Source organism: Ktedonospora formicarum, from assembly GCF_016587355.1.
Lineage (GTDB): Bacteria > Chloroflexota > Ktedonobacteria > Ktedonobacterales > Ktedonobacteraceae > Ktedonobacter > Ktedonobacter formicarum.
In genome coordinates this window covers 2748618-2766256 of record NZ_BNJF01000001.1, presented here as the reverse complement: position 1 = coordinate 2766256, position 17639 = coordinate 2748618, and the positions used below count along the sequence as shown (strand labels likewise).

Annotated in this window: 9 protein-coding genes; 3 read left to right on the top strand and 6 right to left on the bottom strand. The window is 47.5% G+C overall.

Annotated features, from left to right (window positions below; all coding sequences use genetic code 11):
- Positions 1–88: 88 nt before the first annotated feature.
- The 3 genes from K3T82_RS11875 to dnaG form a co-directional block, all read right to left on the bottom strand.
- Positions 89–697 (bottom strand): hypothetical protein, encoded by a 609-nt coding sequence (locus K3T82_RS11875; protein ID WP_220193665.1) that lies wholly within the window; start codon positions 695–697, stop codon positions 89–91.
- A gap of 212 nt (positions 698–909) precedes the next feature.
- Positions 910–2178, bottom strand: a complete 1269-nt coding sequence (gene rpoD / locus K3T82_RS11870; protein WP_220193664.1) for an RNA polymerase sigma factor RpoD — start codon at positions 2176–2178, stop codon at positions 910–912.
- Positions 2179–2343: 165 nt separating this feature from the next.
- The gene (gene dnaG, locus K3T82_RS11865) at positions 2344–4506 is read right to left on the bottom strand and encodes a DNA primase (protein WP_220193663.1); all 2163 of its coding nucleotides are present in this window, start codon (positions 4504–4506) and stop codon (positions 2344–2346) included.
- A 2107-nt stretch (positions 4507–6613) separates the two neighbouring features.
- Here dnaG and K3T82_RS11860 point away from each other — a divergent pair.
- On the top strand, positions 6614–7354 hold the full coding sequence (locus K3T82_RS11860; RefSeq protein WP_220193662.1) for a transporter substrate-binding domain-containing protein: 741 nt from the start codon (positions 6614–6616) through the stop codon (positions 7352–7354).
- 62 nt (positions 7355–7416) lie between these two features.
- On the opposite strand, the gene K3T82_RS11855 is transcribed toward K3T82_RS11860, so the two are convergent.
- The gene (locus tag K3T82_RS11855) at positions 7417–8094 is read right to left on the bottom strand and encodes an HD-GYP domain-containing protein (protein WP_220193661.1); all 678 of its coding nucleotides are present in this window, start codon (positions 8092–8094) and stop codon (positions 7417–7419) included.
- Positions 8095–8491: 397 nt separating this feature from the next.
- On the opposite strand from K3T82_RS11855, the gene K3T82_RS11850 reads away from it, so the two are divergent.
- Complete coding sequence (locus K3T82_RS11850; protein ID WP_220193660.1) at positions 8492–9799, top strand: metallophosphoesterase family protein; 1308 nt, start codon at positions 8492–8494, stop codon at positions 9797–9799.
- Positions 9800–9879: 80 nt separating this feature from the next.
- A complete protein-coding gene (locus tag K3T82_RS11845) occupies positions 9880–13791 on the top strand; it encodes an AAA family ATPase (RefSeq protein WP_220193659.1) in 3912 nt (1303 codons plus the stop codon).
- Between the two features lie 374 nt (positions 13792–14165).
- On the opposite strand, the gene miaA is transcribed toward K3T82_RS11845, so the two are convergent.
- Together miaA and K3T82_RS11835 are read right to left on the bottom strand one after the other, a co-directional pair.
- Entirely contained in the window at positions 14166–15089 is a 924-nt protein-coding gene (gene miaA / locus K3T82_RS11840; protein ID WP_220193658.1) for a tRNA (adenosine(37)-N6)-dimethylallyltransferase MiaA, read from the bottom strand.
- 24 nt (positions 15090–15113) lie between these two features.
- Entirely contained in the window at positions 15114–17573 is a 2460-nt protein-coding gene (locus K3T82_RS11835) for a serine/threonine protein kinase (RefSeq protein ID WP_268886655.1), read from the bottom strand.
- Between the last annotated feature and the right edge of the window lie 66 nt (positions 17574–17639).

Sequence of the window (17639 nt, the reverse complement as noted above, 5' to 3'; positions counted from 1 at the left end):
AGTCCGCAATCACTGAAGAGAAGGGCTCATGTTTCCTCCTACTATCAATTCGGGAGCATGACCCCTTCTATCGCTCCAATATATCCCGCTACCTTTCTTGATCATCGCGACCTTCAGTAATCTCGCCTAGCATCAGACGCTCAGCTAGTATATCTGCGCTCTCCTTAAGCAAGACATTTCTTCTATGCCAATCTCTCACAGTCATCCCTATTAGACCCAACCCACTCCCAACGAATAAAAATATGACAGCCAGCAAGAGTATCGAAGAGCTCTCTCGATATATCGCCCAGCTATATAAGCCCCAACATAGAAGAAACAGGCCACAACACCCTTTGAGAACGATGCTAGCTACACCTACGTTTCGCGGCAATTGTCCCTGAGCAATTTGAAAAAGAAATACGCGCTCTTCCTGTCGACGCTGCTGGATATCCACTTCTTGAACGGGCAGCTTGCCCTTGGTATAGGCCCGTACGCCATATGAAATCCCCCAGATCAGGAGAAGCATTAAAAAGGAGACAAAAAGCACAACTACCAGTGGCTGCTGAGTCGACAGCGCACGCACCATCGTGAATGAGCAGAGCAAGAGCGAGCCCCCATAAGCCAATAAAGCCAATTGTCCTCTATGCCTCAATACTCGCCGCTCTTTAACTATTTCCTCGCGTAAGAACTCAGTTTCGGGATTACGCCTCAAGTGCATTTGAGCATCTCTCCTCTTCATCAGAGAAAAGAGAAGGGACATATCGCAGATGAATTGCGATATGTCCCTTCTCTTCGATATTGCCATATTCCATGATACGAACACTTGAGCACGGTAGCGACGTTGGTTTTCGTATAATATCTCAGCAATAGGGGGAAAACCATTTCACATCAAGCCTCACATCCGCAAATCGATAAGAAAAACAACCAAGCCTAATCCAGGTAATCTTTCAGTTTGCGGCTGCGGCTAGGATGACGCAGTTTGCGCAGGGCTTTCGCCTCGATCTGACGAATACGTTCGCGTGTTACATGAAATTCTTTGCCAACTTCTTCCAGAGTGCGGCTACGACCATCATCAAGACCAAAACGCAACTGCAGAACTTTTCGCTCGCGCTCTGTCAAGCTATCAAGTACATCTTCGACCTGCTCCTTGAGCAGTTGATGGCTGGCGGCATCGGCTGGAGCGAGAGCGGTATGATCCTCGATAAAGTCGCCAAGATGGCTATCATCTTCCTCGCCAATTGGCGTCTCCAGACTTACCGGCTCCTGGCTCACCTTTATAATCTCTCGAACTTTCTCAGCACTGATCTCCATCTGGGCCGCAATCTCTTCAGATGTTGGTTCGCGTCCGAGATCCTGCAAGAGGCGGCGACTAATGCGAATCAGGCGATTGATTGTCTCCACCATATGCACAGGAATACGAATCGTGCGAGCCTGATCGGCAATAGCGCGTGTGATAGCCTGACGAATCCACCAGGTCGCGTATGTACTAAATTTGTAGCCCTTTGTGTAATCGAATTTCTCGACTGCGCGAATCAGGCCAATATTTCCTTCTTGGATCAAGTCCAGCAAATTCATGCCGCGACCAATATACTTCTTAGCAACGCTGACAACCAGGCGCAAGTTAGCCTCAGTTAAGCGCTTCTGTGCCTCTTCGCCTTCGGCGATATAGCGATAATTAGGTGCTGTACGGAGACGCTCGGCCTTCCCTCGCTCCATGAGTTGTGCAAAACGAACCTCTTCGTCAGCAGTTAGCAAAGGTACACGCCCAATCTCGCGCAGATACATCCGCACAGGATCATCAAGGCTACTTTCTAAATCTGCGACTGCGATACCAAACCCATCTTGCAATTCTTCCCATTTGGGATCCGCCAAATTTTCGCTCTCAACGTCAGCAACATCTTCCGGGCTGGGCTCCCAGTCCGCTGGCGGCTCTTTGGTTGGGTCCAGGGCGTCCATAGGCTCTTCGTCCTGTAATTTAAACAGATCGAATGACTCACCCTCCGCGCCCAGAGTTGCTACAGGGGCATTTCCGACCGCATCATGATGAGCACGACCCATTGCATCAATATCAAAGACACTTTCCGTATCGCTTAATAAGTTTTCAGCAAAAGGTTCCATTTCAAAAACATTTTCCAATGCCCCCGTGCTCACATGCCCACTCTGTACTCGATCCATAACTTCTTGTTCCCGATTCACCATACTGGCATCCCCCTTCAGAAAACAGGATGTGGCAATAAAAAAGGTAAACAATAGGTGAAATATCCTGTCTCCTGGTCCTACATGTAAAAAAAGATGATACCGCGCCTAAAATATGTTGTGCGCATTTGAATTATCAGCAATTACGCATAAACAGGCCAGGTGCTTTTAGCCTTGTAGATGCGTTGCAGAGTCGATTGTGTGTAACTGTCGGTGGATTTCCAACAGTTTTTGCTGGAGCTGTCTGCGCGAGTGTATATCACCAGCGGCAGTGGCTTCGCGTATCAGAAATTGTAATTCGGTATTCAATTGTACAAGCCGTGCTCGTTTGAGTCGCGTTGCGCACTGGACAGCTTCTTTGACCAGAATTGCTCCATCTCGTGAAGTTTCTCTGTCTACGCTTGCGCGTGCCCTAGTAAACGCATCCCATAATGAGGCAGGCACATACTGTTCAAAGGATTGAAGTGAGGGGGAAGATGCACGTTGTTGATACACCGCACAGAGAATGTGGTACAACTCTCGCGTGTCTGTCCCGGCGAAGTCACCATCGTCTATTATACCATAAACATACGGACTTAACCCAGGATTTTGTAGGAGTAGCCCAATTAGGTAGTCCTCCCATTTTAGTCTATTTGCCTCACCTCTGTCAAGTATACCACTTGTACCATGATGACGTGTGTGAACTAGGCCATTCGTCCTGACGCCCTTTGCCTCGACGCTACTGGTTTGGTTCACATCACTGGATTCCTGGGAGCCAGAAATTACTCCCAGATTTCCCCTGCCGGATGCAACTTCTCTATCAGCATTCCTTCTGTCTAACGGAGCAGAGAACGTTGCAGTAACACTGGTCGCCCGTTGGTCTCTCAATACTCTTTGCAATTCCGCATACAAACTACGCTCACCGATGCTGATCAGTGATGCAAGCTTGCGCATATATGCATCCCGTTTAATACGATCACTAATCATAGCAATTACGGGTAGTAATCGCCTGGCGGCCTCCGTCTTGCCTGTTGGCTCATGGACATTGAGGTCGGCAGTCTTAGAGACAAAGAAATAGTCAACCAGTGGCAAAGGATGTGTCACAGCATACAGCCAGGCAGCATGATCGCGCCTGATAAATTCATCAGGGTCCTCCCCTGGAGGGAGCTGGAGCACGTTGATTTCAGCATCCACTTGCTCTTCTAGCCGAATGATGCCTCGTGCCTGCTGCTGCTTACCTGTATATCCCCCACTCCGTTCTTTCACCCCCTTTGATCCGTTTCCCTTCTGCTGCCATTGGCGATCCGAGGTGCTCGCGGGTAACGGCACCGGTACGACTGTCCGATCAAAGCCCTTCAGGGCCTCCTGTATGCCATGCTCAGTCGCGGCATTCCCAGCTTCATCTGGATCTAAAGCCAGCGTAACCTGCTTGGTAAGTTTCTTGAGCTGTTGAATATGTCTTTCCGTAATCGCGCTTCCGATACAGGCAACTGTCTGCCTGGTTCCATACTGATGGGCAATAATGGCATCCACGTATCCTTCGACAATAACAACTTGTCGTGTCTGTTTTATTGCATCTCGCGCCATGTCCAGGGCATATAATACGTTGTTTTTCTCAAAGAGAACCGTCTGCGGCGAGTTCAGATACTTTGGCTTGCTCTCACCTAATGCTCTTCCCCCAAAGCCAATAACATGTCCTCGCGTATCTCGTATTGGGAAGATGAGGCGATTTCTGAAGTAATCATAAATGCCTCGTTCATCACCTCTATCCGCCGTTCCTAGTTCTCGTTCGCGAGCAAGGCCACCTATAACCAGCTCACGCTCGCTATAACCTCGGCTCAGCAGATAACGAGAGAGGGAATCCCATTGCTCCGGCGCATAACCTAGGCCAAATGTCAGTACTGTATCCGTGGAAATACCACGGCTTTGAACATACGTACGGGCATCTTCCGCCTCCCGTGAGCGTAGCAGCATATGGTGAAACCAGAGCAACGCATCCTCGTTCAACTGGCGCAGGCGTTCTTTGGCAGCACTTGTCTCTCGCGCGGCTTCTGAATCGCGCCCCTGCAACTCCTCAAGCTGAACTCCGGCCTTTTGCGAGAGGTACTCCAGGGCTTCACGAAACTCTTGCCCTTGCTGTTTCTCAACAAAAGAGAAGATATCGCCACCTTCATTACAACCAAAACAATGCCATGTTTGCGTTTCAGGATAAACATAGAAAGATGGTGTACGCTCATTGTGGAAAGGACATAGTCCTTTCAGAGATTTACCCGATTTTTGTAAAGTAACAATCAGACTAATCTCTTCTACAATGTCGACCTTCGCCTTGATGGTTTCAATAATGGATGACATTGTTTAGCCCTCGAATAGCTTTTTACCTCTTGTAAGACAATATAACAGGCAATACTATAGAAATTTGCATTAATATCAAGCGAGGCTAGTAGGAATATCGTCCAGATATTCTACAGCATGAGGTAGATAACCCGCAAATTCAGGTGGTTCATGGGGAAAGAGACCAGTACTCTTCATAACAGGCCTCAGATTGTCATCACAACGCGATTACACACTATTCTGATTAGAATAAGAAATGGCAAGAATACCAATGTAATGTTTGGGTCTTCCAGAATAAGTATCTGTTTATTTAGACGCTTTTTTTGGCTTTTTGGTGACATCGAAAGTATGTGGCCTTTACTCCTCAAGATTTTAAAGTTATCCCCAAGTTTCAAAAGTTATCCACATTTTCCACAACGCTAACTACTAATATATATATCTTATTTTATATATATTTTTATATAACCGTAGTAGTAGGGGATGTGGAAATGTGGATAACCTGATTTCTACACCTCAATTCTTTAAGCTTTTGATGATGCTCGACCCGCCTATAGAGTGGCTTAGATGGTACTGTGGAAAATTCCACAGGCAACTAAAAGAAGGTGGAAAACCTGTGGAAAACTCGTGGATAAGTCGTGGAAAACCTGTGGAAAACTTGAAGCCAATTTTTAAGTTTTGGAGCATTGTGGAAAAGTTATCCACAATCACTGTGGATAACTTTTGCTCTTTATCCACCGGTTTGTGGATTTGTGGATAACTTTTCCACATTTTCTGTGGATAACTCCTTTTTCTGACAAATATTTCATATATAAATATAGAAAATCTGAAATGTATGCATTAACACTGTGGAAAAATCCACACAAGCGGGCAGTGAATGTGGAAAGTGTGGAAAAGTTATCCACAATCATTGTGGATAACTTTATACGATATAGCGTTTTGTGTGAAGGTATGTGAAAATGTGGAAAACCTGTGGAAAAGTTATCCACAACGATTGTGGATAACTTAGTTTGTGTATTTATATGCGTAAATCATTGTGGAAAGTGTGGAAAAGTTATCCACAATCGTTGTGGATAACTAATACGATATAGCGTTTTGTGTGAAGGTATGTGAAAATGTGGAAAACCTGTGGAAAAGTTATCCACAATCATTGTGGATAACTTTTCCATGCTGCCTGCTTTGTGGATAACTCTTTCATTTTTGTTCATTTTTGTGTGGAAAAATCCACACAAGCAGACAGTGAATGTGGAAAGTGTGGAAAAGTTATCCACAATCATTGTGGAAAAGTTAATACGATATAGCGTTTTGTGTGAAGATATGTGAAAATGTGGAAAACCTGTGGATAACTTGTGGATAACTGCTGTGGAAAAATCCACACAAGCAGACAGTGAATGTGGAAAGTGTGGAAAAGTTATCCACAACGATTGTGGATAACTAATACGATATAGCGTTTTGTGTGAAGATATGTGAAAATGTGGAAAAGTTATCCACATTTTGTGGATAACTTTTGTGGAAAGGAAATACATCTTTTGTAATATAAAATGGTATAAGTAAGATAATGTATATTTATGTGGAGAATTGTGCGTCGAGGGTAATAAGGAAATCTCCCCTTATTACCTTTGTGAGTTTTCGGTGGCTACAGACAACTAATGAAATGTGCGTCTTAGAGAAGTTATCCACAAAAAATGTGGACAAGTCCAGGGAAAATGTGCAGAACTTCGGTTTTATCAACTGCTACCTACTTTTTTAGATAGGAAAGCAAGTCTGTTACTCAAACTGACTTTTGGTGAGGGAGGCTCTCTATTAAGTTTTATAATGCCTGGTGGCTGGTAAGAAGTAGGTCTATCGCAAGAGAGAAAAGTGGTAAGCATTGCCTGTATCGCGTGAGAGAGTATTTCTTTTCAACGTAATACTAGTATTGTCCGATACTGTTTGCCTCTGTAGTAGCTAGCAACACATGGTGAAGAGGAGTGACTCCTTGGTGTATTGTTCCCCGTCCTGGCAGCGTTGGCTGTGTACTCTAGCGAATTGTGTTTGTATCGGGTTGCTTCTGCTATTGAGTGCTTGCGACAATGACCTGATGCCCTCCAGAAAGAGTACACCTTCTTCCACACCTTCAAGCCAGCCGATTGTGCAAAATCCTGAAGGCCTTATTAATGCAGGCGTGTTAACTGTTGGAAGCTACCTGGCATATCCACCTCAGGCCTTTACTGATCAGGTTTCGCATCAGCCAACTGGTTTTGATATTGATCTTATTACTGAGATAGCAAAGCGTTTAGGTTTGAAAGTAAATGTTGTGAATATGCCTTACACAACGCTCATTGATAGCATTGTTCATGGCGATCTTGATGTGGCCATCGCTGCGATTCCTATTACCGATATGCTACGTACCAAGGTGCATCTGATACCTTACTTCAAGGGTGGAGAAGCGTTGATGGTACCATGGGGAAACCCTTCACATATTGGTAGTTTAGATGACTTGTGTGGCAAGAAAGTGGCGGCACTCAAGGATTCTTTAGAGCAGAGTGACCTCAAATCGACAAGCACAAGTTGCGTTGAAGCAGGCCGACCCTCTATAGATGTGAAACTTGCAACTTCATATGAAGAGATGATGGATAACTTGTATTTAAGGCATATTGATGCAACTTTTTTAGATTTGCCCCAGGCTGGTTTTTATGCCGCCCATCATCCTCAACACGTGGAGCAGACCGGACCACTCCTTAATGTTACTCCAGAAGGTATTGCCGTAAACAATGATGATGCTAATGATCTCTATTTGGCTATTGCGTCTACGTTAACAATATTGCAGCGTGATGGCACCTATCAGAGGTTGATAAAAAAGTGGGGTTTAACAGAAGGAACCATTCTCTAAAAGAAACTTGATAAACGAGGAGAAGCATGTGATATGCTCTGCATGCTTTAGGGGGTAATATACTATGCACCGGTTAAGAAATTTTGTGGACTCAGGATAAGTTCCAGATCTTCGGTCTGCGGCATGGCACAAACGTGCTGTTTCAAGGTAAAATCCGGTGTATTGTCGATCAGGTGTAAGAAGGCGCGTGTTAAGATAGGATCAAAGCTGGTTCCGGATGCCTGGGCGAGGCGCTCTCTGGCAGCATCGTTCGAAAGAGGTGCTTTATAAGGGCGTTGTGAAGTAATAACATCATAGACATCAGCCACAGTCAGGATACGGGCGCTAAGAGGAATCTCTTCACCTCGGAGGCCAGCTGGATAGCCATGTCCATCCCATGCTTCATGATGATGGAGGACCGCTTCCACATAAAAAGAATGGATATCGCAACCAACAAGAATGCGCGCTCCAATGATAGGGTGGCGTTCCATCTTTTGTCGCTCTTCTTCTGATAGGGCTGCCGACTTGTTTAAGATATCATTCGTAATCCATGTCTTTCCAAGATCGTGGACCAGGGCCGCAAGAGCCAGATCACGCGCTTCACGCCTGCTCCAACCCAGATAGCGAGCTAAGCGTGAAGCATAAGTCGCTACACGGCGCGAATGTTCATAGGTGACTATGTCGCGCTCTTGTATACTCCTGGCGAATGAAAGAAGAACTTTTCTCGTCTCGCGATCTTTGCTTATTTGTTTTGCGTCCACCACATTGCTCTCCCGCCTACAGGTGAAATTGTGCTCCTGCCTAATAGCGCAGTTCTGTTTGCTGTTACAAAGAGGGAATAGAAAGATATCTTTGCTTGAATATGTAACATATTAATACGTTGCTTTTGGTTGTGTCTATGTGAGGCAGTGAAAGAGGTACTTTTGGCTATCATTTCGCTTTCTGGGGTTGCCCTGGTAGGGCTGCTTATTATTCTATGTATATAGGGGATCAATGAACAATGTTATTCCCCAAATAGTCCCTCTATCTCTCCTATTTCGTTTGGAATCGTTATCTTTTGTGATAGACTCACTTTGATGCTTTTCAAAAAAGGTACTAGTTGTGTGCCTCTTTGCTGTACAAAACAAGCATTCGATGCACGTCTGGATGTAACAAATTATGGCGGATAAATCTACTCAAAAGCAACCAAAGCAGCAAGAATCACCTGAGTTGGGGTCGCAACACAATGATGTTGTAACTCTGGTTCTGACCGCTGATAATCACCTGGGTTTTTCTACTTTTGGGCAGCAGCCTCAAAGGCGTGAGGAGCGGCAGCAGCGTTTGCGTCGGGCTTTCCAGCAAGCGACTGATTTTGCCATCGTGCAAGGTGTAGATCTTTTCGTGCAGGGTGGTGATCTTTTTGATGCTTCCAATCCTGATGAGCAGGATCGTAGTTTCGTTGCTGAACGCTTGGCGCAGTTGAAACAGGCTGGTGTACGTACTATAGCCCTTGGGGGCGTGCATGATACTCCTCTAACAGAGGCGACGCCCGCTCCGCAGATGAGCTTTGCGCGTCTGGGAGCCCTTCATTATTGTTCTCCTATTCCTAAACAAGGAGAACCTCTGCCCGCTGAGATCATTGATGTGCATGGTGTGCGCGTTGGTATAGCGGGTATTGGGGTATTGGCTGGTCAGGTGGGTGATCCCCTTGCTAATCTGCGTGTGAGTGTGAATATTGAGGGAGCTGCGGTTCCTATTTTGCTACTGCACGCGCCAATCGAGGGCCTTGTAACTGGCTCCTCCCTCTTAGACACACGCGCTTGTGTGAGCCAGGAAAGCATATCTAACTTGTCGATGTTCAAGTATATTCTTGCTGGATATCATCATGGACATACGCGTCAACGTATCAACCAAACCGAGCTTGTTGTTGCTGGTGCTACTCAGCATGTTGACTTTACCAGCCCTAAACAGGAGCCTGGCTTTGTATTTATGGGTATCGCCGCCGATGGCATTCGCTGGTGCAATCACATTTCCTCGCTTGATGCTCTACAATGCAAGCGCCTGATAATTCAAACAAGCGAGTTGTGGCCTGAAGGTTCTGACGGCGTTGATGGAGATGCGCCAGCATTGTCACGAACCGAATTGATACTCGAACGCTTGCGCCCCCTTTGTAGCGAGGATACAATGCTTCAGGTTCGGCTAGAAGGCCAGATTTCGCGGCGACAATATCACGAATTGGATCTGAATCAGATTCGTCGTTATGGCGAAGAGCACTGCTTTACGCTTGCCATCGATGACAGTTTACTGACACTTCTTCCCGAAGCGGAAGTTTATCCAGTTGAGGGTACAGAAAGACTTTCGTTATTTTCCGAGATGCGTACTCTTACCGATGAGTGGATTGCTAAGACTACCGATGAGCAAGAGAAGAAAGCTTTACAATATACAAAAGAAGAGTTACTGCAAGCGATGGATGAGGTAAAAAGGTAGGTGTTGTCCGGGGGGCCATGCAGACGGCTGCCTGATATGGTGAAGGCCCCGGTAAGGGCTTGGCGAACGGAGTTATATCCATGATTATCCTGAAACATTTAACAGTTGAGCGCTTTCGCCTCTTGCACGAATTAAATGTTCATTTCCCTCAACGTGGGAGTATTCTGATACAAGGGCCGAATGAGTCAGGCAAGTCAACCTTGCTTGAAAGTATTTATTTTGCGCTTTATGGTGAGGCACTTACCCCTGACCGCAAGAAAAAACGTTCCCTCGATGATATCATTTCTTATGGCGCTCCCCGCGCTACTGTTTCTCTGCTTCTCTCAGTTGGTACTACTGAGATGACCATTAAGCGCACACTTGAGCGTGGTCAGGGTCAACAGGTGCGCCTCCTGGTTGCGCAAGATGATGAGGGTGAGAGTGAGGAAATTACGGATCTCACTATCGCCAATGAGCGCATTATTGCGGAATTAGGGCATATGGATGGCGAAGCGTTACGCAATTCATGCCTTATTGAACAAAAAGGTTTGACACGTCTAGAGGATCTCACAGGCGCGGAGCGAGAGAAGACTGTACGCCACCTGCTAGGTTTAGAGCAACTTGTGATGGTTGGTGAACGCTTCAAAGTCGCACCCGAAGATGAGCAAGCTTTGCATACCAGCCGTGAGCGATTGCGTCTTGCCGAAATGCAAGCGCGCATCCCTGAGTTGAGTCGGCAATTAGGAGATACTGAGCTAGCCCTAGATGTGGTTAGTGTCCACGATGATTTGCGAGAGATTGAGGCGCAAGAGGCGGATATTGTTGAGCAAGAGACCACGCTGGAAGAGGTGAAGGCGCAGCGAAGTGATTTAAAATTGCGTCGTCATCGAGTTCAACAATTGCGGCGAGCTGATACGACCCTAGAAGAGATTATCTCCGCCTATGATGGTATTGCCGAGGCACGCCGTGAAGTACCAGAGCTAGAACGACAGCTTTCAGAACTGGAACGACGCGAACAGGAAGAGCTACCATCACTTGAAAAGCGCGTGGGTGAGCTGAGCGAGCTTCTGCGCTCATTTGGGACGCTCCAGCGAATGTCTAACGATCTGCTGAGCGTTGTCGACTCAATTAAGGAACTGGAACAACAGGAGAAAGATCATCAGTCTGTCAGGGATGATTTGAAGAGCCTGGAAGTGCAGGTGACAAACGCCCGTGAGCGTTTGCACCAGGCTCAACAATCATTGCAAGAACTGGAAGAGCATCGTCGCTCAAGCCGCCCAAAACTTGAGGACCGCTTAGCGCGCCTTAATAGCCTCGCAAAACGTCTAGCGGAACTGCGTCGACTCGAGCGTCAGTATCTAAAAACGCTTGGAGAGAAGGAACAAGCTGCTCAGAACAAAATCCAGATAGATCAGATCAAGCGTTCTCTAGGCGATGCCGAACGAGAATATGAAGGTATTGATGCAGAGGCTCGTAAGGCGCAGCAACAGGCTGAAGGGCTGGAGAAGCGCTGGCGTTTCCTTAGCATGCGTCGACATCTGGAAGAGTGGCAGCGCCTCAAGGGACTCTCACAAGGCCTGGCACAAGCTGAGAAGCATGTTCATGAAGCATATCGTCATCAGGAGAGGCTGAATCATCTGGCAATGGCTGCTCGGACCTCTGTGACGCGATATAAGCTCTTGCTCATCTGTTGTGTTGGTGTTTTCCTTCTGGCATTCGGTTTCGCACTATATGCCTTTTTAGCACAGGGTAATGCTCTCGTTGGCGCTATCGCCGCTATTATTGCTCTTCTTTTAGTAGGCGCCTTTATCTGGGGTTGGCAAAATCACGGTCGTGCTCGTACCGAGGCGGAGGAGACCGATCATCAGATGCAAGATGCCATCAGTAAGGTTGGCATGATGGTAGCCGCCCGAGAAACTGCGATCCGCATGGGTGGTAGCCCTGAATCTCTAGCTCAGGTGGAGCGCGAGATCCAGACGCTAGGGGGAAATATCCCCTCCTCTCTCGAAGAGGCTCAAAACATGCTTCAGCAGATACGCGACGAAGGTGAGAGCCTAGCCGATATTCAAAAGCGAGCCCAGGAACATCGCGAAGAAGCGAATGGGGTGCGCAATCGCGCCAATCTCGCTGGCGAGGCCGTCAACAAATTAAAACAGGAGCTCACTCAGTTAGAGACGTTGCGCCGTAAGTCCGACTGGAATTATATGGACGAGCGTATCGTCAAAGAGCAGTCTGCTGTACAGTTGATGCAACAGGAAATTACCTTACTGGCGGGTCAGGAGGGATTGCCGCTACCAAGCATAAACGAGCGGTTTCGTGGTGCTGATGCAGGTACTGTGACACCATTTATTGGAATTGCTGCCCTTGACGATATCAGCGGCTCGGGCGTTCCCGAACTGGAAACGCTCGTTGAGGGGAATATCAGAGATTCTGAGCGTGAACTTGCCTCGCTTGATGGTAAGCTTGATATGGTATCCAATCTGGCAGCTCAGGTGAAAATCCATCAGGAAGCGTTGGATGTATTGCTCGAACGCCAACGCGCTGTGAATGAGCGTAACACGCAACTCTTGAAGAATCCGCCTATTCAGCAACTTGAGCGTACGCGTGAACAACAATTTGCGCTTAAGCAAGCGCTTCAATCGTTGAATAATTCGCTACGTCAGCGGGTAAATGCCCTGGGTATCACTTTTGGTCAGACACCAGTGAGCAATGCCGAATTGGCTGCCCGCAAGAAGCTAGAGGAACTGCACATCTCTCTTGGAAACAAATTTACACTTCAGGAGCGCCTGACCAAGTATACGAGGCAACTTCGAGAGCTACAGGATCTTCTGGCCGAGCACTATAAGCAGCTTGCGAAATATAGCAACACGCTTGGAAGCTGGATTGTTCCACCGAATCCCTTCGCAGAGGCTCTCACCTCTTTACGTGAGCGTTGCGCACAGGAATTACAAGAGACGAATGAAGAGACTCTGGTTAAAGAGACTGAGAAGCTCGATGGACGAGAAGGAGCTGCTAAGGCCAAAATCGAGTTGTGTAAACAGGAGATCATCAATGTGCAGGAGCACATACGTGATCTTCTACAGCAGCGTAAGCGCTCCGAACCTCAATCCTTGACGCTTGAAGATATCACATCGATCTGGCCCTTGCTTGCTGATTATACTAGCGAGGATCGCACTCGGCTGGAGGAAGAGCGCGAGACGCTCGAAAGAGAGCTGCATGTCTTAGAAGGTCAGGAGATAGAGCTGAGTCAGCAACTGCAAACAGGCGGTGAGACGCTCAACCTGGAAGAAACACGCCTGCATATGGAGCAGCAGGAGCGCTCTTACCAGACGAAGTTCCACGGTCAGCGTATCATTAATGAGCTGTATCAGCGCATGTTACGCAAGGTGGTTCCGCGTACTGAAACGTACATACAGCAGATCCTACCATTGTTGACCAGCGGACGCTACCACGATGTGCATCTGACAACTGACGAAGAGGAAGGGACGATTAGTGGTGGCCCAATGCGCCTGGCTGTTTGGGAAGCTGCTGCTGGCGAGTACATTTCCAAAGCCGCGCTTTCAGGCGGCACTGCCGATCAGCTTTCACTAGCGCTCCGCCTGGCTTTTGCCATCGCGGTATTGCCCCAAGAAGAGCAAGCCGCCCCTGGCTTTGCGCTATTGGATGAGCCACTTAGCTCGTTTGATCGTGCGCGTGCTCAGGCGCTAGTTGATGTTGTCTCTGGTGATACCTTGAGCAAACATTTTGAGCAGGTTATTCTGATTTCGCACAGTAGTGCTTTTGATCCCGCAATGTTCCCTTATCATCTTTATATGAATAATGGCCTTGTGGTAGAGAGTAACTTGCCAGTTGCGCCTGCTCTAGCAGTAGTGCCTCCTTCTGAAGAACGGGAGATGGACAAAGAAATTAGCGTCGATGAGAATCCGTTCGAGCTGACCGAAGCGGATATGGAGGACGATGATGAGCTTGGAGCCACACAGGTTGTTGTAGCTGTGCGTCCCCCACGAAGCTAGGAGTTGATAGCCGAGAAGAGGGTGCGGCCGAGCAATGATTATTCTCTATATCATTGTCCTGCCGTACCCTCTTTTTATGTTTTATTTTCACTCTCAGGCTAAATTTAGAGTTACCACAGAGTTAATTTAGCTTTGTCAGGTATGCTTCATCATGAAAGCGTTGAAAGATTTCTTCCAGTGTGGCTTTCAACCTTTGTTCGTCATGTGTGTATGGGAAAACCAACACACCCCTTCCCATGTGTATAGCCCTTACATGTCTCCTTCGGGTCTGAGCGAAGAGAGAGCGAAGATGATCTGGCGTGAACCTTACCTGAAGCAACGTCGCTTCGCCACGAGGGAGATGTCAGATTCCTTCGCTCTTCTCGACTTTTTACTCATTGCAGAAAGTCTTTCACCAGAGCTATTGCGTGTTGCTCTAAATTGGTTTCTCCATCAAGCCAGATGATGCGCTTGTCGCGCCTGAACCAGGAAAGCTGTCGCCGTGTGAAATCATGGATCGCATATTTAAGCTTCTGGACCATTTCTTCTTTGGTGGTCAATTCTCCTCGAAGCCAACGGCTAATAAAGCGATATTCCAGTCCAAATTCCTCCAGGCGCTCATGAGATATGCCTGCCTTTAGTAGAGTATGAACCTCTTCCACCATCCCTTGCTGCATACGCTCGTCAACTCGCATATCAATTCGCTGGTAGAGTAGCTCGCGAGGCCATTGAATACCTAGTAGGAGGCAGCGGTAGAGTGGATGAGCTTTGCCTCGTTGCGCTGAAAATGGCTTACCTGTTATCAGGCACACTTCAAGGGCACGAATAACCCGACGCGGGTTGCGCCGGTCAATTGTTGCATAACTTTGCGGATCGAGACGTTCCAACTGAGGCAGTAATTGTTCTAATGGTTGGGCCTCAAGTTGAGCTCGAAGTTCTGGCTGAGGAGGGACCGCTGGAATCTCAAAATTATCAACAATTGTCTGGATATAATGTGGGGATCCACCTACAAGTAGCGGCAGCTGCCCATGTGTCATTATGGCTCTAATTGCTTCATTGGCATCATGTTGATATTGCGAGACTGTGTATGTCTCACCAGGCTCAGCAACATCTAAGAGATGATGCGGGACGAGTGAGCGTTCCTGGTGAGTCACCTTGGCGGTTCCAATATCCATACCACGGTAGACCTGTCGGGAATCGGCAGAAACAATTTCACCCGAGAAATGTTGTGCTAAGATGATTCCAAGTGAACTCTTGCCTGATGCTGTTGGACCCAGAATGACGGGAAGCGAAGGCAAGTTTTCGGTTTGAGGTTGCATACTATTCTCTTCTACATCCTTCTACTACGTATCTTCCTGTGGCTGGTATTGCTGCTGTATTAAGTGGACGCGCCAGATTAGATTCGCGGCTACCAGGAGTCCGCTTAATATACCAATGAGTGTAAACCAGCTGAGGCTAAACTCGATGGTAAGCAGAAAACCAAGCATTCCTCCCAGAAGGAGTAGTAGACCAATAACCGTCCGGCGCATGGAGTCCAGGGCCCAACTCACCCAATCTATCATTGCCTCACTCATATGTTCATCGGTACCGAGTATTGCGGCGATAGATGCTCCCGCCAACATTATTAGAAGCTGTACTCCTCCCGAGGCTACATGAGCCACCAATTGCCAGAGAATTTTGAGGACGGCCGTTGCGATGAGAACACTACCTATACCTGAGCCAAGGCGATTCAAGATTTGTTCTCGTTGCCATGTCCACTCCCAATGTGTGATGAGGGCTCCAACAGCCGTTGTGGGAAGTAGTATTGCTAGAAAGAGCACGAACCAGGGGCTGGGCGAGAGTGTTTTAATATGAAAACTTGCTAACCATGATGAGATGATAGAGTATCCTATACTTCCCATCATGAAAGCTCCAATCCAGGTTGATATGTGCTTCAGCCAGATTTGTTGACGCTGCGAAGTTTGTACCATTTTCCAACCTGTGTAGGTTGGATCAGTTGGATCTCCGAATCGCTCCAGCGCCGCTTCATCACTTTTAAGCGATTCATCGGTCAAATCGCGAGCATGAGTCTGTATTTGAGGTTGGCTACGAGGTGCACGTGAAGGCGCAGAAGCCCTTTGAACCGTACTCTTAGGTGTTCTTGGAATGGCTTTTTGAGAACTAGAAACATGCCTCCATGTGGAGGCATCCTTTACCATGTAGGTATATTCTTCTTCATCGTCTTCGTCGAGATCAGCTCCTCTTGTTTTGCCGCCATGGCGTATCTCCGGCATATAGCCTGGGATGTCAGCTTCTACGAGTACCTGACTATAGTTTCTGGAACCAGGAGTACCTTTTCCATGGGGAGTAATTGTGATGGTACCAGTGTAACGCCCACCATATAACAAGTCGCTATTGATCTGTACGTTGATATATGTTGTGTCACCATCAAATTCTTCTTGGTCCAGCACAATCCAGGGTTCACTAGTTTGTAGTGTGCCCTGGATAGGGTCTCCTGAAGTGCTGCTAATTTTTAACTCTAAAGGCTCGGAGATATCGCCTGTCACCTCTCCAAAGTCAAGTTTAGTGGGGTTCACCTCGAAATCGGGGGCATTCCAACGTAACCAGCCAATGTCTTTGCGTTTATTCTGGGTTCGATTTGCAGGTGTAGCTCGGCCGGAGGTACTTATGGGTTTGTTAGAGGTTTTTGTTTGGTGTTTTGGTTTGTGTTCCTCCTGGTACGAATCGATTGGTGGAGTTGTGGCTGAATGTTTCGCCGTGGAACTGGTGAACTTGCGTTTATTGCGCGGCTGGATATCTGGATGATCCAGAGCTTCGAAAACGGAGCCATGCGTGCCAGGAACCTTTTGAATAAATTGTTCTACGGACTCGAGTGGATCGAGCACAAACGCGCGGATCTGGCGGGCTTCACGTGCTAGATCTTGTTCGCCTATTTCGCGTAGCCATGATTCAAGTTCTCCATTTGCCAGATAGTCTGCGGCCTCATCTGGATATTGTATGCATAGCTCCGCCAACTCTTCTGGCGTGGTTGCTTGCTCACTACTTTCAAAGCTAAAGGTGTGTTCACCGATGAGGGCGCTTCGAAATTCGGCGACGTTGCTGTAGCGATCATCAGGATCTATTGAGGTTGCGATTTCAAGCGCGCGAGCTACGCCTGGAGAAATATAGGGATGTGATTGGCGAATGTTTTTCAGGCCAAATCCCTTCTCTGAAAGTGTATTAGTGAGCAATTCAAAGAGAGTCATAGCCAACGAGTAAATATCAGAGCGCTCATCTGTTTGTGCGTCGCCATACTGTTCGGGTGGAGCGAAGCCAGGCGTGCCAAGTTGCTGCGTATCTTGTTGACGTGAGCGTTGGAAGAAGCGAGCGATGCCAAAATCGATGAGTTTAATTCGCCCATCGCGAGTCAGCATCGCGTTGCCAGGTTTCATATCACGAAAGATAATGGGCGGATCCTGGCTATGCAGGTATTCCAGCACGTCACAAAGTTGGCGAGCCCAGCCCAGCACGCGCCGCTCAGAGAATGGACTATCATTACGTTGAAGAAGCTCTTCCAGTGTGGTCCCATCGATATATTCCATCACCAGAAAGTGGCGCTGATTTTCGCTGAAGAAGCCCGTAAATTTTGGCAAGTTGGGATGATCCAGCCGCCATAGAATCTTCGCTTCGATCTTAAAGTTCTGGATAGCTTGCGTTTGCTCTTCAGGTGGTACTGTCGAGAGGCTCATCTCTTTGATCGCGCATACCGCCTGGCGCTTGAGGTCGCGTGCCTGGTAAACAGCTCCCATGCCACCATGACCAATTGTCCTTTGAATAAGGAAGCGTTTGTGGAGTAGCGTTTTTGCTGCCAGATTTCCCGTTAGTGAATT